The sequence below is a fragment of the Pseudomonas sp. V98_8 genome, assembly GCF_029967975.1.
Classification (GTDB): Bacteria; Pseudomonadota; Gammaproteobacteria; order Pseudomonadales; family Pseudomonadaceae; genus Aquipseudomonas; species Aquipseudomonas umsongensis.
Window position 1 is genome coordinate 16,019 of sequence record NZ_JASCAE010000057.1, and the last position, 22,199, is coordinate 38,217.

The window sequence follows — 22,199 nt, forward strand, 5'->3', positions numbered from 1 at the left end:
TTGCTCGGCGACGAAAGGCAAAACCGCTCACCCGCCGCCAGATGGCAAAAAGGCCGGTCAATGACCGGCCTTCCAAGGCAGATTTACAAGCTTAGTTCACCTGAAGCTTCTCGCGATTCTTATCCAGGAGCGCCTTGCCGAACCCCTTCACCTCCAGCAATTCCTCGGTGGAGGCAAACGGCCCATTAGCTTCACGATACGCAACAATCGCCTTCGCCTTGGCCTCCCCCACACCGGACAACTCACGCTGCAAGGTCGGCGCGTCGGCCTTATTGAGGTTCACCTTGCCAGATTGCACAGCCGCCGAAGCCTCCATAGCCACCGGAGCCTTGGCTGCCTCCGGCTTGGCCGCAGGCGCTGCATTGGCGGTGATAGAAGCACTGGTGAGCAGGGCAAAAACCAGGGAGTAGAAATAGCCTGTACGCATAAATGACGCTCCATGACATCGGTTGAGGAAGCAGCTTTTCCGCAGCTGCTTCCTCAAGTTAGGCGATGTGGGGAGGGTGTCAAAAATGTGTCTGTTGCGGGATGTGAAGCAATCAGGGTTCGAGGCGGCGTTGCTGGTAGATCCAGTCGACGATTTCGCCGTCGGGGCTGTAGCCGCTGACGGTTTCGCGTAGGAGTTGGCGGACTCGTCCGTAGTCATCGTGCTCAACCGCATTAAGCAGCTCAGTCAGCTTTGACTTGAGTACTTCCCAAGGTAAATGATCTTCATTGGCGCTCATAATCATTGGATGCTGAGTGGCAGCCACATTGTCACCTATCAACAATTCCTCATATAGCTTCTCGCCAGGGCGTAGCCCGGTAAATTCGATCGAGATGTCGCCTTGCAGATTTTTTTCCGAACGCACACTCAGGCCAGACAAGTGAATCATCTTCTCCGCCAGCTCGACGATCTTCACCGGCTCGCCCATGTCAAGCACGAATACATCACCGCCTTGCCCCATGGAGCCCGCCTGAATCACTAACTGCGCAGCTTCAGGAATAGTCATGAAATAACGAGTGATTTTCGGGTGAGTGACCGTCAACGGCCCCCCTGATTTGATCTGACTGTGAAACAAAGGAATTACCGAACCGGACGAACCTAGGACGTTGCCAAACCTAACCATCGTGAAACGGGTTTTGTTGACCCGGGACACGTTAGCTCTGTCACCAAATAGCACCGGCGCAATCTCTCGGCTCAATGCCTGGAGCGTCAACTCGGCAAGACGCTTGGTACTGCCCATCACATTCGTAGGACGGACCGCTTTGTCGGTGGAGACAAGTACAAAGTTGGAAACCCCTGACTGCAACGCAGCCTGCGCTGTGTTAAGCGTGCCAATAACGTTGTTCAACACACCTTCAGCAATGTTGTGCTCAACCATGGGCACATGCTTGTAAGCCGCAGCGTGATAAACAGTGTCGACCCTCCAAGTTTTCATGACATCCAGAAGCTTGTCCTGATGCCGAATAGAACCAAGAATCGGTAGCAACTGGACAGGAGGCGATTCTCGCCCTCCCCGCTGTTCCAGCTCCGACAGAATTCCGTAGAGGTTGAATTCGCTATGGTCGAACAATAAAAGTATGGTCGGGCCCAGAGCGAAAATCTGCCTGCAGAGTTCAGAACCGATCGAGCCACCCGCACCGGTTACCATGACTACCTTGCCTTTGATGCAACGCTCAAGCAGATCCGGTTGCGCCGGTACCGAATCGCGTCCGAGCAAGTCAGCGATGTCCACTTCCTGAATATCTTCGACCTTGACCCGGCCACTCGCCAGATCGGAAAAATTCGGAACACTACGAATGTGAAGTGGAAACCGCTCCAGAAAAGTGAGAATTTCCCGACGCCGTGCTCGAGTAGATGAAGGCAGCGCTAAAAGAATCTCCTGAGCACCTGTCTCATCAATCATCTGTTGAATGTGCTTGGGTTTATAGACCTGCAGGCCAGCGATAGAGCGATCGGCGATGCTGGCGTCATCGTCGATAAACGCGACTGGTCGCATGACACGCCCCATTCGCAGTGCCGCTACCAGCTGATTGCCAGCCACGCCAGCTCCGTAAATCGCTACCTTGGTGAGGCCATCATCGCGATTGGTAAACGGTACGTGATGAGCGGTGAACCAATCCCCCATGAAATAATGGCGCATGCAAAGACGCAGTCCACCAATGATGACTAGACTTAGCCACCAATAGTTGAAGACGATGGATCGCGGAACCACCGCTTCGTGATTGCTATACCAATAGACTACCAGTGCCAGAATCAGCGCGGAAAGGCTGACAGCCTTGATAATAGCGATGAGTGCGTCATTGCCGAAATAGCGCATGACGGCACGGTACATCCCAAAACGAATGAACAACGGAATCGCGACAATTGGAGCAAAAGCGAAAAGCCAGACGTGAACCTTGAGTGGATTGATCATTTCATCAATTCCCAAGCGCACAACAAACGCCATCCACAGGGCAATCCAAACAAGAAACACGTCCGTCAGCACCTGAATCAACCGCTTCTGGCGACGCGGCAGCTTTAGCAAAAACATTCGAAGTCTATCCATAAGACCCTGCCTCAATGTGACTACCTCTTACCTTAGCGGTAGGACTCATTGTACGTACGTAGAGATCTCGATCACAGAAAAATTACGACGAACGGAAACGTAAAAAGGTGGACATTTTGCGGTCAAAAGCAGGTGAGCCTAGACAGTATCTTTGAGCAACACGTTGTTCTGATAAAATCCTTCATGCCGCGACAATCAGGGCAATCTCGACCATACTACCTCGCTACACCGCTTCAAAAATTCAACGCCTGAATCCTTTTACGACATCGCTGAAATGCTCTATTAACTGCGCAACCTTAGTTGGCAAATTGAAATTCTTCAGAAAAAATTTTTGTCCATTTTCACCCATGTGTTGAAGCCGTAAAGGGTCCGAGCGATATAACTCAAGCACTGCTTCAGCCAATCCTAATGAATCTTCCGGCGCACAACTAAGCCCAGCTTCAGCATCCGCCAGTACTTGCGCGGCCTGCCCGTGGCAACTGGCGATAATGGGTTTTCCTGCTGCCAGGTAGCTTTGCAACTTGCTAGGAATTGTTGAAGCCAGTACTGGGTCGTCCCGCAGCGTAAGTAACAAAACAGAAGACATGGCATAAATTTTTGAAATTTGCTCGGGCGGAACACGCCCAACTAACTCAACATTCCTTAACTGCTTGTCTTTTATCATGCGAGCAATCATTTGCTCCATACTTCCGCTACCCACAATAAAAAACCGTACTTCTTTATAATCTTGCAACGCGTCGGCCGCTTCGATAATTGTAGAGCACGATTGCGCAATACCTATATTGCCAGCAAACACCACGGAAAAATAGCGAGAAACATGATCAAAAGTCAAAGTGGATTGCACATCTATGGGAGTCGAGAGCCGAGCCGAATTGGGGAAAAATTTTATTTTAGCCATATCTCGGGTTAGCCGCTGAACTGATTCGCGGAAACCCTCTGACTGAATCAGTATTGAATCCGAGAACCGGTAGATGTAACGGATCACCCACTCGACGAGTTTCAACATGTGATGGTTATTGATATAGCCAGTTGCACGCAAGGATTCGGGCCAAAGATCTTGCACCCATAATACAAGTGGAGCCCGTTTGATCCATGAAACAAAAATCGCGGGAAGTGCCTGCAACAATGGAGAAGGTGCGTAAACGAATATCACATCGAAATGTCGCCCCCGCAATACCCAAGGACCAAAAATATATCCAGCCGCGATAAACGATAAATAGTTTAGCATCAGTCCCTTAGCGGAATTCTTACCCCTGGGAGTTAAGGGCAGTCTAATTATCTCAACACCATCACGCAGCTCAGTCTGAATCCCCTTGGCACGATAACCCGCAAAAACATTGCCATCTGGGTAATTAGGCTTACCGGTCAGGATCGTTACATCCATACCTTGGTTACGCAACTCTGTGACCACTTGATTTATATGAAAATTTTCAGGCCAAAAATACTGAGTCCATACCAAAACTTTCATCGAAGTACTTCTTCCAAAAACACTTCAGGGCCATGCATCGGCTGCGGAGTCTCAATGACTCCGAGATAACGCTTAACAGCACGCGCAATGGAAACATGGGAAGCCGGATCAAAGGTTTCGACCGGTTCCACGATATCTCGAACATAGTCAAGCTCTGCAGCTACGATTGGCAATCTTCGCTCACTGGCTTCGATCAACGGCAACCCTAAGGACTCTGTCGTCGAAGGATAAATCAAAGCCGCCGCTTGGTCATAGAGCACAGAAACTTCAGAGTAATTAAGCTGGCCATGATTGACTACGTTCAACTGCCACTGCTCAGAAAGCTGTTCGATCAATATCGCCAGATCAGATCCCTGTGGCACTGTAAGCGCTAGACTTGGGCGCAGACCCTGTTCAGCCAATAAACACCACGCCTCCAGAAGTTTATGGTGATTTTTATGATACTCGGCGCTGGCTACGTAGACAAAATCGTAACGCTTATCCACCTCTTCGTTGACCAGGTGAACGGGAACAACAAAAGGGCAAACAACTATATCAACCTTGGGACCTAAAAAAAAACGTGCCTGCTCCGCCATTGAAGGCGTCTGTACGATGAACTTTTTAACTCGGCTCGCTAACAACTTTACGACTAATCGCTCCACAGTCAGCCGCACTCTCGTTTTGAATGAATAATTTTGTAAACTGGCTCTGGAAAGCAAAATCCTGTTTTGCAGAAAAACCGTCACCTCACCCTTCAGAGGTAACAGTGGGACCAAACCGTGAAAGCACAACACTACATCATTACGAGCAACGAGCCGCCATAGTCTAAACTCAGCCGCGATCCGCGAAAAAAAAGTCGGACGCACGTAAAACCTAAATCCTCGAGCAGGAGGTAACAGCTTCTGCGCCCGAACATCCAACTGTTCAAGATACAGATTCAGTTCAGGCGAGGAATAGAATGCCTGCAGAAGGGTCAAGCCCCCACCGACATGCACGTTAGGGGCATGCAGAAACAATTTCTTGTAAGTATTCAAGGAAGCTGTCGGCCTCGAAAGAAAGCGGAAAAGCGTATGAAAAATCGGCGTATTACCTGCCTGGATTGCGGGGTGAGCAATCTACGTGCCGATCGTCTGACAATCTTGGCGCTGTAAGCCGACAAATGTACGCCATGAACCTGAACCAACGAAACACCAAAGTCACGCGCTTTCCCGGCGCAGTATAGCGCTGCTTCGTCAAATCCTCGCTGCCACAATCCTGAGGCCAGACGTAAATAGCTCGCTCCAATTTCCGAAGGTACACTACCAGGGACCTCAAAATGCTGTATTGACTTCACGAACCCCAGATACAGATTTCGGGCCTCCGCAAAAGCCAAATCTGCAATTTTGTGCGTATCCTGATTAGCATGGCTACGACCACTCATCAGCACCTTGGGAAGGTGTAGGAAGCGATATTGCCCCGCCATGCGGAACCACAGTTCGTAGTCTTGTGTGGTACGCAAATTCTCGTTGAAACAGCCACAGGAATCGAAAGCGGTCCGCGGAATCAGCAGGCTGCAACCATGGAGAGCACTCTCGGACGTGATCCAATAACGAAAATTAACAGGATTTACTCCTGGCATAGTAACCGGCACACTGTTACTTACATGCTTGTTTGTGAAAATAGAATAATCTGAATAAACGATGGTAGAGGCGCTTCCATGTACCGACAAAAATGCAACTTGCTGCGAAATTTTTTCCTTATCGTACAAATCGTCGTGACTCAGCCAGGAAAAATAGTCACCTGACATTTCCCGTATCGCCAGGTTAAGAGCAGATGCGACACCACCGTTATCTTTTGGCAAATAACGAATGGACTCTCCAAAAGATCTCGCGATACATTCAGTCGCACCACCATCGTTGCTGCCATCATTGACAACGATGACTTCAATGGCCGGGTAGGATTGATCTAACGCGCTTTGAATAGCCTCAGCCAGGAAATCGCCACCATTGTAAACAGGTATAACAATTGTGACCAAAGGCCTGAACCCGTCAGAAACAACATCTACCCCTTCGGAAAAACCCATCTCAGCTTCCGCCCTGCCATACTCAGAATTCAAATGAACTCAATGATCCTGCGAAACAATGGCGTTTCGCACTATCAATATTGAACCTCCAACCCACGACAACCATTACAAAGCACCTAACTCAAAACGATGAACGATATGCAAAGGGTAGCACTAACCCTCGCTGTAACCTTAATAGTCAACCGATAAGCTTGGACGTATACGGAACCACACGTGTCATAGCCGCAAGCAGTAGACATATCGCAAACGTACATAATGACAAGCTAATAATTGCTGTGAAAGTCGACATAGAAGCGAGATTCAATGTAAAACCAAACAAGCCGGCCTTGATCAGATCAATTACCAACAAATGCATAAAATACACCGGAAACACAATACTGGATAGAAACGCAACTGGGCGTACTAAAATGGCACTTAGACGAATCTGCCTGATCATATGGAAGGCAGCACAAGAAGCAATAAGAACGTTTGGACTGAAATATTCAAATGCTTTTTCAACCGGCACAGGTGACATGGAATTGAGGCGCCAACTAATTAAAAACGTTGTTACGCTCGCAAAAATAAATACAGCCGCACTGCACCAAATCGAGACTTTGCCAAAAACTTCCGAACGACTCAGATAAAAACCCAACAAAAAATAACCCGGCCATTTCAAAAAACTGGTCAAGGTCAGGTGATTGATAATATCCGTGGGAAAGTAAATAGTAACCGAATTAACCAAAAACCATAACCCGAAAAAATACGCGGCCAAACGCTTGCTGGACAAAAGAGCCACAGATATCGGCTGCAGAACGGGGAGCAGTATATAAACACCAATGGTCATGTATACAAACCACAAATGATACATAACTGGGCCTTGCAGCGCTTGGGATAGGGCACTTGGGATATCTAAAGGTTTACCAGTCCAATAGTTGAGCCAGAACACATGCAGCACACTCCAGAACAACAGTGGAATTGCGACTTTCAAGATGCGGGAGACAACGCCACCCATGCCTTTGGACATGTTACGACCCAGCAACAACGCCCCCGAAAGCATAGCAAACAGTGGCACGGACACCCTGGCAATTGAGTCGAGCGCGTTGGCCACCAAAAAGCTACTCAGATCTATATTTCTATAGTCGTAAAAGATCGGTGCAGAAATATGGATGACTAATACTCCATACATTGCAATCAGTCGACACATATCTGCCCATGCCAACCGTCCCGAATCTTGTTGCTGTGTCATAGTTGGGTCAAGCCTTAGAAGTTAGAATTATTTTGTCTAAAGGCGCTCCAACGATTACGCCTTCAATGCTCGAAGCGACAACCTTGAATAAAACGGCATCATGCATCCAATGCAGTTGCACATGCTCGTGCAGCGTACCATTGGCAACCGCGGCGACGATAGAATAGTCACCTACGGCCAGAATTGGCAGTTTGAAATGGAAGGCTGCATCGATTCGTTTACCTGCCGCTACGCGGACTGGCGATTCTTTGTAAGAGTGGTAGGTGTTTCCCCCTATCAGCGGCTGCCCCAAACGATCCTTGATAATAAAGCCGATAATCGGTAAGTCCACATCATGGATGGCTTTGGCTGACACCTTAACCACCACCTCAGCACCTCCCTCGCAAACGGTCAATGGGCGACCTTTCGCATTGGCAAAACTGACTTGTGTTATCTCGGCTCCACCGGTTCCAAAGGTGGAAGACTGTGGATTGAAACCGAAACTTTCGATTTCTTGAGCGCCCTTGAAGATTGATTCATCTTCACCCATGACGATTCGTTGATCGATAAAATCCCCGCTCGACTCGTCTTCAACAATTTCCTCAAGCGGCTCTTCAACAGCGACTTCAACCGCTTCGACAGCTGCGCCTTCAGCTCCGGTGTGTTGCATATAGAGCTGGGCGAAATACTTTTCGCAAACCTCTTTGGCGTTGCCAGCATCACGAACAACGCCACCTTCGAGCCAGATAGCCTGATCACAAAATGCGGTGACCGCTGCTAGATCGTGGCTGACAAAAAGTATCGTGCCGCGCTCTTGAAACTGTCTCAGGAAACGCATGCACTTCTGCGCAAAAAAAGCATCACCCACCGAAAGGGCTTCATCGATAATCAGGATATCCGCATCGACATGAGCAATGACAGAAAATGCCAATCGCGCCTGCATGCCGCTGGAGTAAGACTTCACCGGCTGATCAATAAAATCGGCCAATTCGGAAAAGTCGACAATCTTCTGAAATCTCTCTTCGATGCAAGACTTCTTCAGTTCGAACAGACTGGCATACAAATAAATATTTTCACGCCCGCTGAACTCAGGGTTGAAGCCGGAGCCGAGCTCGAGTACAGCAGCAACTTTGCCATTGATCTTAACTGAACCTCTGGTGGGAGTTAGCGTACCAGTAAGAAGCTGCAGCAAAGTACTCTTACCTGCACCGTTACGACCGATGACACCTACCGACTGACCTTTGAGCACATTGAAGTTGATGTCTTTCAACGCCATAAAGTCGCGATAGTAATTACGCTTCCAACCGAGAAAAATCTGTTTCAGACGATCGTGAGGTGCATCATAAATGTGATAAGCCTTTGCCAAGCCGATCACTTCGATGACTGGTTGCAGCTTATCTGCTGTTGTCATTTCCATACTCATAAAACGTCCGCGAAGCCGTGTCTGACAGATCGGAAGAAACGAAGGCCAAGCCAGCAGACTACCAAGCTGACGCAGGTATAAATCAGCAAGCCCTGAAAATTCGGGATCATGCCATAAATCATTACCAATCGTACTTGCTCAACGATAAAAGTCAAAGGATTGAGTAATATCAAGTGGCTGGCCCATTGAGGTAGTTTGTCGAGCGGATAAAGTACCGGAGAAAAAAACATGAGCGCCTGGGTGATCACGATCGTTAACTGCGCGATGTCCCTCAGAAACACTCCCAGTGAACTCAAAAACCACGTAAAGCCCAGCAAGCAAAGTACCAACGGTGCGATAACCACGGGCAAAAAGACCATGGTCCACTGGAGGCCGCCATTCACGAACAGCGCAATTGCCATCCACGCAACAACACTCAGACACAGTTGAAAAACTGCTGATCCAATAGGCACCCAGACCAGTAATTCAACTGGAAAAACCACTTTCTTGACGAAATTTGGATTCGAAGTAATCAGGTTGGGCGCCCGATTGACACATTCGGCAAAGAATGTAAACACGATCAGCCCTGGGAACAGCATCAGCGCGAAGCCGGTAATACCGTCGACCCCGGGCCATCTGGAGGGCAAAAAATAACCAAACACCACGGCATACATTGCTAACGTTAGAAGTGGTGTAATTAGCGGCCACAGGACGCCCAACAGCGCGCCTTTAAACCTCATGTCGACATCGCGCTTGATCAACTGCTTGATTAAGTCGAAATGCCGAAAATGAGCAGTAAAGATATTTTGAATCAATTGGAAAGCCCCACGGATGCTTTGGTGTGATTCCCCAGAAACGCAAGAAACGTCTCTTTCATGCGCTCCAGAGTGAAATCCCTCATGAAGCATGTATGACCATTGGCGGTAAAACGAGCGTACGCCTCGTTATCCCGGATAGCCTTTTCCAATTGATTGATAATTACTGTTGTATCCAATGACTCGCAAAGAAAACCTGCCTCGTTAGCCTTTATGTATTTTGCAGGTGAGGCATAGGCTGGCGCGTGGCACATTACCGGTCGCCCCGAAGCAAAATAGGTGACCAGTTTTGAAGGGAAGCTATTGCTGGATTCCTCATGGTATTCACCAGAGAACCAGTAAGGCATGTAGAGGAGGTCCGATTCTGACAACAATCGGATAGTTTCTTCCTGGCTTCGCCACCCCAAGTACTCAAAGTTCGACGGGCTCTGGCTAAAGACCTTGAAAGCCCCCCCCATCACCCGCACACGAATTCGCTTGCCGGCTATTTTCCAATTGCAGGCATTCAACGCGTGCTGGAGGCACTCCCACTCTGTTTGCGCGTAAAATTGCCCGGCCACCGCAATAATAAACTCATCGCTGTCATGTGGCATGGTTGCAGGCGGCAATGCCAGTTCTCGTGGTAAGCCGGCAATCACCGGCCCATTTACTACACGATACTTGTTCGTGTAGTGCTCGGACATCGCCCAGGACGCGGTGGCACAAGAAGCGCTGCCTTTGATGACTTCGTCAAACTCCTTAAGCAAACGTCGCCGAGTAAAACCGTCGATCAGATTGGCTTGCAGCCACCAACCAAATGGGTCCCACACTTGAGTCAGTAGTGGAACATTGAGGGCTTGTGTCAATTGACGGGCCAGACGAACCATGGTCTGACCTTGCAATACGACCCATACGGCATCAACCTTTTGTGCTCTGCTAAATTCAACGATCTGTGGCAGCAACTCGTTACGAACACGCCCAGCCTGAATCAACTCAAAGGGAAAAGCTGACAAAATTCCGGCTTTACGAGGTAGAACACGAACGGCCGCCTCTCGCGGCTTTTTAAGAATCAGCTTGGGGACCGTTTCGAGTTCTGCTGGAATCTCCGGGTTAAGCGCAGGGTTTACCACTGCGCAAATCGCTACCTGGTCCTTGGGCAGAAAGCCTACCAACCGATCGAGTACTAAACCCGCAGTGAAGTTACGGCATGGAGGAATATCAGTTAGAAGCAGTACTTTCATTTAGCAGCAACCGTTTTGTAGATTTCAGCCAAGCGCTGCGCGTATAAGTCGTCACCGTAATGCAATTCGGCAATCTCTCGCCCCTTGCGACCACGCTCTTTCCGCTCGGTCGGATTATCGATCAAATTTTGTAACGCCCGGTACAACCCCTCTCCATCGTGCATTGGCACAGAAACACCAACTTCTGGAGCAAAAGTCACTTCCGGTAACGAAGTACCTTCAAAAACGATCACTGGCTTGCCGCAGGCGAAGGCTTCAATCGCCATAACACCAAACGCCTCCACAATTGATGGCATCAGGAAGATATCGGAGGCAACGAAGGCATCGCGCGCCAGCTCCTCATCGTTCGTCCAGCCCAACTCAACCAGTTGAAACCGATCGGCAAACTGTTCCATTAAGCCTTTACTGTTGAGAGTCAACAGACAAATGGGTTGATTCGCACTGATTCTTTCAAGCGCCTGGATAATATAAGGCAAACCTTTGAATTGGTTATCCACAGCCCTAAAGCAAATGACCAGTGCTTCATCGGGAATACCAAAGCGTTTCCGAGCATCTGGAGATGCATTCGGATTGAAAAATTCAAGATCGAGACCAAACGGCACCTGATGGATATCGACATCCTCAAAGAGCGGAGAGGCCTCGACCATATCTCGCATCCACTTAGATGCAACAATCACATCAAATTTCGATTTGTTGTAAGCGCGTTTTTTGTAGTTAAACAAAAACCGAGTTGTGTCCATCAGAAGCGGGAAGTGTATATTCAGGTCAGGGCATTTGCCGCAGCCGATCTTCCAACGCTCACACTCGAAGGGGTAAACGCAATGCCCTGTCATGGCCCATGGATCATGCAGGGTCCAAACCGTAGGCTTGCGTCGTGTAATCTTGGGCAAGTCGGATAGACTCATGTAGCCCGAATGGATAATGTGCAGGTGTACAAGGTCCGCCTCCTCAAAGGCAGGCATTTTCATCATTTGCCGGGCATGCGGATAAAACACGGATTGCATTGAGGTTAAGCGCTCAACTCGATTGATTATCCGATTTATTTTTCTTGTCCTTTCACCCTCGAATGTCAAAACCTCTGGATTTTGAGTGTCTTTCTGCCAAATAAGGTGCCGAGATTCGACATCGTATTTTTTCAAAAGCGGCGTAATGGACAGACCATTAAATCGGCGCCCTGGAGACTCATAGCCATTAACCTGCAATACTTTCATTTAAATAAAGCTCTCGCCTTCAAGCCTATCTTTCCAAACAGACCATGGTTAATTACTTGCTTATTAGAATCGAGCAACTCGGCCAGCTTGGTCACTTCCAGCTGTTTGATCAACAGCTCTGCCGCTTTTTGATCCAATTCGACTATCCGAGCATCAAGTTCCGCTTTCTTAACTTCAAGTTCCAAATCTCTGGCATCGAGCTCTGACTTCTTCAGATAAAATTCCGCTACCTCAGCTGAAAGCTCCGTCCCCCTAGCATTAACTTCGGCCTCCCTAATATTGAGCTCCGCTAGTTTGGCATCAAATGCCGCTGCCTTAACCGCAAGCTCATCTAAAGAAAATGACAAGTCGTTCAGCCGAGCAAACTGATCTGCAAATGCTTTGATTCGCTCTTTATGCAAACGTGTTTCACGCAGCATGGCATCCGACTTTTCTGCAGCAGCTTTATTAAAAATCACCTCCTGATCTTCCGTCGCGCCCAACTCAATAAACAACTCAGTCGTGCGCTGGCAAGAATAAATCCCGCATTTCAGGTGGCTTGCATTAATATCCTTAAAAACAACTTTTTCGCTAAACAGCGGAAAAGCGTCGTTCAGCCAATCCAAACTTGAAGTTTGACTTTCAATCACATCGCGGGCATAAACATCATTGAAATGATTCGCAACTTTCTGCACATTCTTTACAGCGTAAAACCCACCATAAGGAGGCGTAATATCTTGACCGAGGTAATCCTGCAGATGTAAATGTTTGCAGGCGATTATGTCCCACCCTGCAAACTCCTCTGGGTACCAACCAGATTTATGATCCTGGAATTCCCCGCCGTGAAGGTTCCAGCCGTCTACATCCCCAGCATGGATCTCTTGAGGCATGAAGCCCAGCGGAGTAAAAATGACGATTTGTTGACGAGCAACCCGTTCACACTCAAGTAAAACCTCCGCGCCAATTTCCTTCTCCATGTGCTCGATTACATCGATGAGGAAGATCGAATCGATGGATCGATCTGGCATGCCCGCTAAAGCCTTTTTCGCGTCAAGCGGGATAACAACCGCATTTGCGTCTTTCAGGCTCTTCTTGAGAATTTCAACGTACTCAAGATGGGGTTCGATGCAGATTAACAGCTCAGGAGTTATGTACTGCTGAGGTCGAATGCCACAACCGATATCCAGCACGCTAGAAGCAGGCTTGATAAAGCTAGCGGCTGTACTATGGAGCTCCTCCCGGTCACACCAGACAATACTTGCGTCGGTAGTTTTACTCACTTTCGTTTCCCTAGGCCCTGCACAAGCTTGGGTGACTATCGCCGCTTGCTTTAGTGCCCTGTAAATTAGTCTTAATTGGAGCAATAATCGCTCACAAATACGCGCAGTTTCGTATCTATACGAAACTTGAGCTACTGTGTTGCTTCACTTCGACCAAACAACACGATTGACGAACTCAACATAACTCAACACGATACGCAGAACCTTTTGTGACACTAGACCGCCTTCGTAGTCTGGAACGACACATCGAACTGCACCGGCCTGATCCTGAGCGGTAACAATACGGACCGCGTCAAGTACCCGCTCCGACTTCAAGCCGCTCATGATCAAAGTGCCTTGATCCATACCTTCTGGACGCTCGTGCGCATTACGAATCGTCACGGCAGTCAGTCCCAGCAACGATGCCTCTTCAGTAATTGTGCCGCTGTCAGACAGTATGCAGAACGCCTCCATCTGCAGCTTGATGTAATCGAAGAAACCAAATGGCTTGAGAAACTGAATCCGAGAGTCCAGACCATCAAGCCCAAGAGCTTCAAGGCGCTGGCGAGTACGCGGGTGAGTGGAAACGATGACTGGCATGTCATAGGTTTCAACCAGTGCCTGCAGCGTGTTAAGCAAATCTTGTAGATTGGTCGGGGTATCGACGTTTTCTTCACGGTGCGCACTGACGACGAAAAATTTTTTTGAATTTAACTCAAGCTTTTCGAGAATTTTCGACGCTAAAATCTTTGGTTGGAAATGCTCAAGCACTTCCTGCATGTGAGACCCCGACTTGATGATACGATCGGGAGGAATTCCCTCGTCCAGCAAATAGCGACGAGCGTGTTCAGTAAGAACCAAGTTAATGTCGCTAAGGTGATCCAGGACCTTTCGGTTAAGCTCTTCAGGCACACGCTGATCGAAGCAGCGATTACCCGCTTCCATATGGAACACCGGAATTTTTCTGCGTTTGGCTGCAATTACCGCCAAGCAAGAGTTGGTATCACCGTAAAGCATCAGAGCGTCCGGCTTCTCTGCCTCCATCACCTCGTCAGCTTTCTCAATAACTCGCGCGATAGTTTGCGCAGCGTTACTACCTACAGCCCCAAGAAAGTAATCTGGTTTACGGATATCCAGATCGTCAAAAAAAACCTGATTTAACTCATAGTCAAAGTTTTGACCAGTGTGAACCAGAATGTGCTGGGTATGAGCGTCAAACTCGGCAATAACCCGCGACATTTTGATAAGTTCGGGACGGGTCCCGACGATTGTCATAACCTTAAGCATTGAGCTGCTCCTGAATGTAAGACAATTTCAAAAGCAACTGCTTTACACCCTCAACATCAAGTCGAGTTGTATTATGAGAAGTGTAATCTTCAAAGTCACTAATCTCCACCTCACCCTCAACGACAAATTTCGCATAGTTCAAATCGCGATTATCCGCCGGCACACGATAGTATTCACCCATATCCTCGGCTTTCGCCAACTCTTCACGAGACACCAGTGACTCATACAGCTTCTCGCCATGACGAGTACCGATGATACGAATTTCGTTCTCCTTCGCGAACAACTCTTTCAGAGCCTGAGCCAAAACCTCAATCGTCGAAGCCGGTGCCTTCTGAATAAAGATATCGCCCTGACGGCCGTGCTCGAAAGCGTGCAGCACCAAATCGACAGAATCTTCCAAAGACATCAGGAAACGAGTCATGGTCGGATCTGTAATTGTGATCGGCTTGCCATCCCGTAGTTGCTCAATAAACAGCGGAATGACGGAGCCACGTGACGCCATTACGTTGCCGTAACGCGTAGCACAGAACACCGTTTCGCCTTCGGACTGCATTCGGGCTTTGGCTACCATGAGCTTCTCCATCATTGCTTTAGAGATGCCCATGGCGTTGATTGGATAAACGGCTTTATCAGTGCTGAGAACGATAACGCGATCTACGTGATTCTCGATCGCCGCTTTCATAACGTTATCCGCACCTAGGACGTTAGTTCGCACAGCCTCCATAGGATAAAATTCGCAAGAAGGTACCTGCTTCAGAGCCGCAGCGTGAAAGACGTAATCAACACCTTTCATGGCATCGCGAATGCTATCGTAGTCACGAATATCGCCAATATAAAATTTCAGCTTCGGATTGTTCAAGGCAATCCGCATGTCCTCTTGTTTTTTTTCATCACGACTGAAAATTCGAATTTCTTTAACATCAGTCTTCAAAAAACGATTCAGAACAGCATTACCGAATGAACCTGTGCCACCAGTAATCATCAAAATTTTATTATCAAACATAATCTAAACCTTGCACTCAATTGAAGTCATGCATGTATTTGACCAGCACAGGCCATTCCGGAGCAACATAACCTGTTGCCTCTCGAAATCGATCCGCATTTAACGAACGATCAATTATCAATTTATCGGACGGGACAATCTCCGTGTCTTTCCCGTATACATTCGCCACCAACGTCAGCAAGTCGAACTTATTTATGGGCTTCGAAGCTACGTGATATAGACCATGCAATTCTGGACGCGGCAATACAAACTCGCTGATGACCCGAGCCAGTTCCATGGTGGGTAAACCTGAGAAAATAGCGCGTTTAAAACCTTGAACCGCGCCCTGTTGTGCCAGAAACCAACCCACCAAGCTGCGATGCCCGGTTAACTCCCGACCAATAATCGATGTGCGCAAGGTAATTGCGTGAGGATAATCGACTTCCCCCAAAAGCTTTGAGCGCCCATAAAGATCGTAGGCATCTGGAAAATCAGACTCTACGTAGCCGCCTTTCTCTCCCGAGAAGACACAGTCCGTACTTATGTGAATCAGACGAGCACCAGCAACCTTGCACAAGGCCGCGAGCCGGTGAGGCAACAACGTATTGATAGGCACTGCTTGAAGTGGGTCATTTGCGTCGGCCAGTTGCTTGACCAGGCCTACACAGTTGACTACGACATCAGGTCGCACCGCACCAAAGGCTTTGACCAAAGAGTCCTGATCCTCGACATCGACACCCGGAATGATCTGCTCGGCCAAGCTTTCTGAAAAGAATTTCCTGGCACCCTCGCCTCGAGCAGAACCAAAAACGCTCAAATCGAGGTTATTGGATAAAACTCGGTAAACGGCATTACCCAGCATCCCGGAAACACCCAACACCATGACTCTCATTGCCCTACTCCTCACGCCCCAGACCAAAACGCGACTCCATGATCTGGAACCCTCTCATCAGTTGAATGTCATCACCTGCAGCCTCTGCAGAAGCAAACAAAAAAGACATTTGCGAAACTGTAATCAATACATGGAAGGCTCTCTTGGGAAGTAGCCAATCCTGCAGCATCGACCTATAGCAGCGCTCGGCCTAACGAATAATTGGTCGAGAACTTGTTACAAAAACACACCAAGAAGCCTACCGGTTCATCCAAGCAGCCTGAAAATGTGACAGTGACGGTCGTAAACGTGGCGACAGCACCGCACCACAGACACCCCCGAAAGCCGCATATCGCCTCCAATCACATCAACGCCGCCATCGGCAAAAATGAAATAATTTCATCTAACGTGCCCCAGCACTGGCCATATACCATCACGCCATAACCGGTGGAAGTTTACCATATAATTTTGTGCAATTGAGAGACGGCCATCGCATGCCATACCGAGCTGACAAACGCTGCTGACCACAAAGTCAAAATTAGAGCAAATTCTCTTCCAGGCATTCAGTTCGCACGAAACTGAGCAGCTTCAACACCCCTGCCGCGAATCACTCTACAGAAAGCAATACCCCACACAGTGCAGAGCGTTCGAATCATGACTCTGCCTTGCCAGCGTCGTGCTTCACCACTAGGACGACTAACGGCAGGTATGCTATTAGTAGGCCTGCGGCTCCATCCAGGCGACCCACACCTACCAGAAGCGCCAATGGAGTCAACCAGAGAAAATTGATCAATATGATAGCAATTGTGACTTTCTTATGACTTGCATAACGCCGAGCAGCGTACTGATAAGCATGACTACGATGCGCCTCGTAGACCTTTTCACCACGGATAAGGCGATGCAACATTGTGTAGGTGGCATCAACAATAAACACCCCCAGCAAAATCAACCAACTCCATAGAAAAGACGGGGAAAGCCACGCAGCCTGCAGGCTCAGGCCACCCAGGATTACTCCAAGGAAGCCACTGCCCGCATCTCCCATGAATATTTTTGCTGGCGGAAAATTCCAGACAAGAAAGCCCGCGCATGCACCGACCAAGAAAAGAGGCCCCCACAACTCGTGTGCAAAACCGCTTAGCCAATACACAAGCGCGCCTGCCAAGCATGCACTGATTGCCTCCGCGCCAGCAATGCCGTCAATGCCGTCCATGAAATTGTATAAATTCAAAAACCACACCAAGTAGACCGCGGACAGAACACTTCCCCACCAACCTAATTGAATGACAAACCCAAAAACGCTTAGAGGCGCAAGCCCCCCAATGCAAAACAGGAACCAAGCAGCAGCAGCAAAGTGCCCTAACAACCGCCAGCGAGCCGCTATATGCCCGTGATCATCAATAAAGCCTATCAAAGCGACAAGGAGACCGGCACCAGAGAGCCCCAAAAATAGATCCCATGAAACTGTGCCGAACAATGTCCCACACCACACGGCAGCCAAAAAGGAGACAACTATTGAAACACCACCACCTCTAGGTGTTGGTGCAAAATGAGAACTACGAGCATTGGGAATATCTACAAGGCTATTTCGCAAAGCATAACGCCGCACAAAAAAGGTCAAAGACCAAGAAATCAGGAATGTCCCAATCAACAACGACGAAGAGATCATCTATTTTTTGTTTCCAGATAATATTTGGCCACGCCAGCAAGGGAACTTTCAACACTCACAGGAGGCGTCCAACCTAACAGCTCGCAAGTTCGACGCATATCAACCTGAAGCGAACCACATAAACGCGTCGCAAGTGATCGCTTCCCTAGCAAAACCAATCCCGCTGACAATACTTTCTGCGGAACCGGGATAAGCCTGGGCCGCACATTCAGCGAGCGCGCTAGCCGCCGTACCAATTGCGTTGTGGACAAATCCTCACCATCACTCACGAGAAACGTATTACCAGAGGCAGCGGGATGATCGATACAACGAACGATCAAATCCGTCAGATTATCCAAGGCGACCATACTTCTTCGATTCGCTATCGCCCCCAACGGTAGCGGGATACCACGTTCGACCCATCGAAGCATACTGAGAAAATTTGCCTTTACGCCTGGCCCATACACCAAGGGAGGACGGATGACTACTACCTCCATCCCGGTGCGATCCCCTAGCTCTCTAAGAGCCTCTTCAGCTTCCCACTTTGATACACCATAAGCATCAACAGGGGCCGGCATATCGAACGACGTAAACGGCTGATCAGGCAATGTGATTTCGCCATGAACCTTGATCGAACTGATAAATATGAAGCGCTTCACGCCTGCTTGGGCTGCACTTGTGGCCAACCTGAGAGTTCCATCAACATTAGATACCCGGAATGCAGACAGATCATCGGCACCTTGACCAGCCATCATATGAACACGAGCAGCCGCATGCACTACGGTATCAACACCGACTAGTGCACTTGCAGAAAAAGCAGTCCCCAAATCGAAAAAGACATACTCACAAGGATAACTTGACTTGGACAAGTCGCGAACGCCGCCAACAGCAGTAAATCGCCCATCCGACAGCAGCCTTGTCAAAACTGCATTACCGACAAATCCATTAGCACCTGTTACCAAGACTCGTGAACTGCTCATCTTCTTATGCCCACTGCATTCAACCTAGTATACGCCATTATTTCTCTACTGCCCCATGTTACCTACCGGAAAAGGCCTGGCGCGAACCCACCATCGCGAGGACTTTGTACAAATATTACATCAACCAGCCTTTTTTACCCGGCCAGCCTGAGTTCAAAGCTGCCAGAGAAAGCAATTTACTAAATTCATTTATCGACACCGTCCACAATCGCCGTCGCGGAAGAGAATTTACCTAAAACCAAACCACTCTACACAGACCGCCTCGCCAGCAAGCAAAAAACGCTTGCAAACAGCTCCTGAAATCTACAGAAAACCGCAATCGAAGCAACGATTGCGCAATCAACAATACTTAAAAAAACCAATTTTCCTGCCGGGCATAGACAAGCCCAGAGATTCATTTGAAAACTATGCGCTGCTAACGCCACATTGAAGGTTTCACACTGACTCGACCCTAAAAATATCTAGCGCCCCCAAAAAATCTATAAAGCCATCAAACTTGACGATTGCGGGCCGCCTTGGAAGTGCGCCCAAAAAACCAACCAATAACTGGACCTATCACCATGCCGATCAACAATACAAAAATTAAGATCAACGATATTGGTAATTGTGGCGCCGCCCAACCGAGGAACAGCAACGTAGCCGATTGCTGATTTTCAAGAACGAACGCCAAAATAGCCAAAACCAGCAACAATAACGACACCCCAAAAACTATGTGCTTGAATCGATGCATTAGCTACTCCTTGAGTTGCGTCAACTATTAAGCCCCCTCATCCTCATCTTCATTCACTCGATCTCTAAGCTCTTTACCCGGCTTGAAATGAGGAACGAATTTCCCATCCAGACTGACGGACTGGCCGGTCTTCGGGTTGCGCCCGACACGAGGCGCGCGATAGTGCAAGGAGAAACTACCAAAACCCCGGATCTCTATACGATCGCCGGTGGCCAGGCACTGGGACATTTGCTCAAGCATGGTCTTGATGGCCAGTTCAACATCCTTTGATGAGAGCAGCCCTTGATGGGTGACAATTCGTTCGATCAACTCCGACTTCGTCATATTTTTCCCTTCTTTTTCAAGCAGCTAGGAAAGCGCTTCAGAGGTTTTAGCATGCCCGGACGATTTTGAACAGCCCGAGGTTACCCCCTTGTCCGCTACGCACTCCTCACCCTCAAACAGCGCAACATGGTCACCGCCATTCGCACGCTTACCTGCAAATAATTAGCATCGTTCGCGTTAGATAGCCGGCTGGATTGAAGCCAAAGGGGAATTCATCCTCTTCTATGGCGTCATCTGATCTTACTACGACCTTGTAGCCTGATGCGCTGCATTCCTTGGCTGCTCGCTTGTGACACCTCTCCCATCCCGAGCCTAACCCCGAACAATCGATCTCAATACCACTGACCCCACGTAACGCGTGGGTCTTGGCATTAGTGGTGCACCCCGCCAGTATCAGCATTACCACAACGACAATGAGCTTGTTCATTCACTTCCTTACTGCCGGCACTCTGCCAGAACGTTACTCGCCTCAAGCTAAGCGTAGCTGCAAATAAACGGTTGATCCGATTCAAAAAAGAGACCTCCTTTGACAATCTCTCGCTTGAGACACACTCCAAAGACTCCCCCAAACCTTCCACCAGGATCAAATCCCAAGCATCAGCATAGAGTACGGTATTCACAGCTTTGGCCTGCCACACCACCCGGGATGCGGGCCCGCACCAGGTGGCTCGAGAGATTGAGGTCATGAGAGAAGCTCTAATCCCATCCTGTCGAACCACGCAATATTAAGCACGCGCCCCAGCTCCGAACGACTGTTTTGCCATCAGCTCCCGATGTTTCGTCGCTCCCCGCTTCCACCACCTGAGCTGGATCGCTCGCAGGCGGTATCTCATTCATTCGTCTAGCTCTCGCCAAACGGCCAGTGTTTTCGACAACCCGAAGTGGCTTTCCAGCCCGGGATGGAGGGTCGCAGATGATCCACGATCTGTTGCAGACTCAAGCCGAATGAGAACTTGGAATACCAGCGTACCCGTCGCTTGAACTGCTTCTGCGGCTTGCAGGATGAAGCACACCTGACTTCGCCTCGGGCTATCCACGACTCCTAGCCTAGAAATTTCCAGCAACCAGGCTCTCCATACATAGGCTCATGGCTTCGATCCACGCTACCCTCCCTCACTCGATCGCCCTCATGGGTTTGCGCTTCACTTCGTTCGCTGTGGTCACCTTACGGCGGAACTTCCACTCACAAGGGTGCGCCATACTGAGCGCACACAAAAAAGGGCCCACCTTTCGGTGAGCCCCTCTAGACCGCCCAGCAAAGCGGATTTTATTTGGCAAGCGCGATTGGATTCCAACCAATTCCCCCACCCTACCAAGGTGACCGGAAGTCGATAGCATCCATTGATATGTAGGGGTGTTTTATACCACTCTCAAACCCGTGCATCACCCTCAATAAATTAGCGCTGTATATTCCTGCAGTGGCACATCTCCCCTGGCTTCCTGCCTACCGCAACCCCACCATCAAGCGCTTCATACGTTAAGCAGGGTGGCGAAGCTTTTGCCTGAATGGTTCAATTAGCGCGAACATCATAAACAGGATATGTACGATGGGTTTATTAAAAGCTTTAAGCGTTTTTTCATTCGGCCCTTATTCTCTCATTGGGGCTGGCGCAATGATCGGGCTGTACCTTTTGCTCTACGGTGTCAGATGCATAGAACTCCGCATGGAACGAACCCATCCGCCGAGCGATCGAGTGCTCTTCTTCATAATAGTTGCGGGCCTTGCCGGCATTTTAGTGGGGAGTCTTGCTCAAGGCCTGGCGGAGATACGGGATGAGTGTGCTGCCGACGGCCAAATGCCTAAACCGTGCCTGATGAAACGGCTAGGTCGATGAAACCCTCCTGATTTTTAACATTTGCAGCGTTCTGGCGAGTAAAAATCGCCTCCAAACCTAAGCACCTTACCGCCTCACCCTCACTCAAATCTTTCGCCCTGATGTCGGTATATTTAAACAATTAGATAAGGCGTGAACGTGGACCCGTACTAAATCGAAGACCCCAGCCACTGATTAGGCCGACCGGTGCAACTAGAAGCCTCCCGTAATCAACTCCGTATGTTTGAGAGGGATCAAGGAATTGACCTTGCATTTGCAGCAGGCAAGGCGAAATATCTTCAAGTTGGTTACCGGCATCAGTGATCGCGACAACTCGTTGCATCAGCGGCAATTGCGCTAAAGCAGATGCTCAAGCCCTTAGGCCGGGGGGGGGGGGGGGGGGGGGGGGGGGGGGGGGGGGGGGGGGGGGGGGGGG

19 protein-coding genes are annotated in these 22,199 nt (G+C 49.1%); all 19 read right to left on the reverse strand.

Going from position 1 to position 22,199, the window contains the following annotated elements; translation table 11 throughout:
* Positions 1-91: 91 nt before the first annotated feature.
* The 19 genes from QLG10_RS19890 to QLG10_RS19980 all read right to left on the reverse strand — a co-directional run bounded on the left by QLG10_RS19890 (position 92) and on the right by QLG10_RS19980 (position 20,376).
* Positions 92-427, reverse strand: coding sequence for a helix-hairpin-helix domain-containing protein (locus QLG10_RS19890; RefSeq protein WP_248677908.1), 336 nt, complete (start codon positions 425-427; stop codon positions 92-94).
* A 112-nt stretch (positions 428-539) separates the two neighbouring features.
* Complete coding sequence (locus QLG10_RS19895; protein ID WP_282487889.1) at positions 540-2,531, reverse strand: nucleoside-diphosphate sugar epimerase/dehydratase; 1,992 nt, start codon at positions 2,529-2,531, stop codon at positions 540-542.
* Between the two features lie 241 nt (positions 2,532-2,772).
* Positions 2,773-3,999 (reverse strand): glycosyltransferase family 4 protein, encoded by a 1,227-nt coding sequence (locus QLG10_RS19900; protein ID WP_282487890.1) that lies wholly within the window; start codon positions 3,997-3,999, stop codon positions 2,773-2,775.
* A complete protein-coding gene (locus QLG10_RS19905; protein WP_282487891.1) occupies positions 3,996-5,012 on the reverse strand; it encodes a glycosyltransferase in 1,017 nt (338 codons plus the stop codon). The genes QLG10_RS19900 and QLG10_RS19905 overlap by 4 nt, the downstream gene beginning before the upstream one ends.
* Complete coding sequence (locus tag QLG10_RS19910) at positions 5,009-6,040, reverse strand: glycosyltransferase (protein ID WP_282487892.1); 1,032 nt, start codon at positions 6,038-6,040, stop codon at positions 5,009-5,011. The genes QLG10_RS19905 and QLG10_RS19910 overlap by 4 nt, the downstream gene beginning before the upstream one ends.
* 178 nt (positions 6,041-6,218) lie before the next feature.
* Entirely contained in the window at positions 6,219-7,265 is a 1,047-nt protein-coding gene (locus tag QLG10_RS19915) for an acyltransferase family protein (protein WP_282487893.1), read from the reverse strand.
* Positions 7,266-7,272: 7 nt separating this feature from the next.
* Complete coding sequence (locus QLG10_RS19920; RefSeq protein WP_282487894.1) at positions 7,273-8,667, reverse strand: ABC transporter ATP-binding protein; 1,395 nt, start codon at positions 8,665-8,667, stop codon at positions 7,273-7,275.
* Positions 8,664-9,461 carry an ABC transporter permease gene (locus QLG10_RS19925; protein ID WP_282487895.1) on the reverse strand — a complete coding sequence of 266 codons (798 nt, stop codon included), beginning with the start codon at positions 9,459-9,461 and terminating at the stop codon, positions 8,664-8,666. Before QLG10_RS19925 ends, QLG10_RS19920 begins: the two co-directional genes overlap by 4 nt.
* Positions 9,458-10,681 (reverse strand): glycosyltransferase, encoded by a 1,224-nt coding sequence (locus QLG10_RS19930; RefSeq protein ID WP_282487896.1) that lies wholly within the window; start codon positions 10,679-10,681, stop codon positions 9,458-9,460. Before QLG10_RS19930 ends, QLG10_RS19925 begins: the two co-directional genes overlap by 4 nt.
* A complete protein-coding gene (locus QLG10_RS19935) occupies positions 10,678-11,892 on the reverse strand; it encodes a glycosyltransferase family 4 protein (RefSeq protein WP_282487897.1) in 1,215 nt (404 codons plus the stop codon). The genes QLG10_RS19930 and QLG10_RS19935 overlap by 4 nt, the downstream gene beginning before the upstream one ends.
* The gene (locus QLG10_RS19940) at positions 11,889-13,151 is read right to left on the reverse strand and encodes a methionine biosynthesis protein MetW (RefSeq protein WP_282487898.1); all 1,263 of its coding nucleotides are present in this window, start codon (positions 13,149-13,151) and stop codon (positions 11,889-11,891) included. Before QLG10_RS19940 ends, QLG10_RS19935 begins: the two co-directional genes overlap by 4 nt.
* A gap of 144 nt (positions 13,152-13,295) precedes the next feature.
* On the reverse strand, positions 13,296-14,417 hold the full coding sequence (gene wecB / locus QLG10_RS19945; protein ID WP_282487899.1) for a UDP-N-acetylglucosamine 2-epimerase (non-hydrolyzing): 1,122 nt from the start codon (positions 14,415-14,417) through the stop codon (positions 13,296-13,298).
* Positions 14,410-15,420: a polysaccharide biosynthesis protein gene (locus QLG10_RS19950; RefSeq protein ID WP_282487900.1), complete on the reverse strand. Its 1,011-nt coding sequence runs from the start codon at positions 15,418-15,420 to the stop codon at positions 14,410-14,412. The genes wecB and QLG10_RS19950 overlap by 8 nt, the downstream gene beginning before the upstream one ends.
* Positions 15,421-15,436: 16 nt before the next feature.
* On the reverse strand, positions 15,437-16,291 hold the full coding sequence (locus tag QLG10_RS19955) for an SDR family oxidoreductase (protein ID WP_282487901.1): 855 nt from the start codon (positions 16,289-16,291) through the stop codon (positions 15,437-15,439).
* A gap of 631 nt (positions 16,292-16,922) precedes the next feature.
* Positions 16,923-17,936 carry a glycosyltransferase family 4 protein gene (locus QLG10_RS19960; protein WP_282487902.1) on the reverse strand — a complete coding sequence of 338 codons (1,014 nt, stop codon included), beginning with the start codon at positions 17,934-17,936 and terminating at the stop codon, positions 16,923-16,925.
* Positions 17,933-18,895, reverse strand: a complete 963-nt coding sequence (locus tag QLG10_RS19965; protein WP_282487903.1) for an SDR family oxidoreductase — start codon at positions 18,893-18,895, stop codon at positions 17,933-17,935. The genes QLG10_RS19960 and QLG10_RS19965 overlap by 4 nt, the downstream gene beginning before the upstream one ends.
* A 490-nt stretch (positions 18,896-19,385) precedes the next feature.
* Positions 19,386-19,625, reverse strand: coding sequence for a LapA family protein (locus QLG10_RS19970; protein WP_282487904.1), 240 nt, complete (start codon positions 19,623-19,625; stop codon positions 19,386-19,388).
* 27 nt (positions 19,626-19,652) lie between these two features.
* The gene (ihfB, locus tag QLG10_RS19975) at positions 19,653-19,949 is read right to left on the reverse strand and encodes an integration host factor subunit beta (RefSeq protein ID WP_282487905.1); all 297 of its coding nucleotides are present in this window, start codon (positions 19,947-19,949) and stop codon (positions 19,653-19,655) included.
* Positions 19,950-20,097: 148 nt separating this feature from the next.
* Positions 20,098-20,376, reverse strand: coding sequence for a hypothetical protein (locus QLG10_RS19980; protein WP_282487906.1), 279 nt, complete (start codon positions 20,374-20,376; stop codon positions 20,098-20,100).
* Positions 20,377-22,199 lie beyond the last annotated feature (1,823 nt).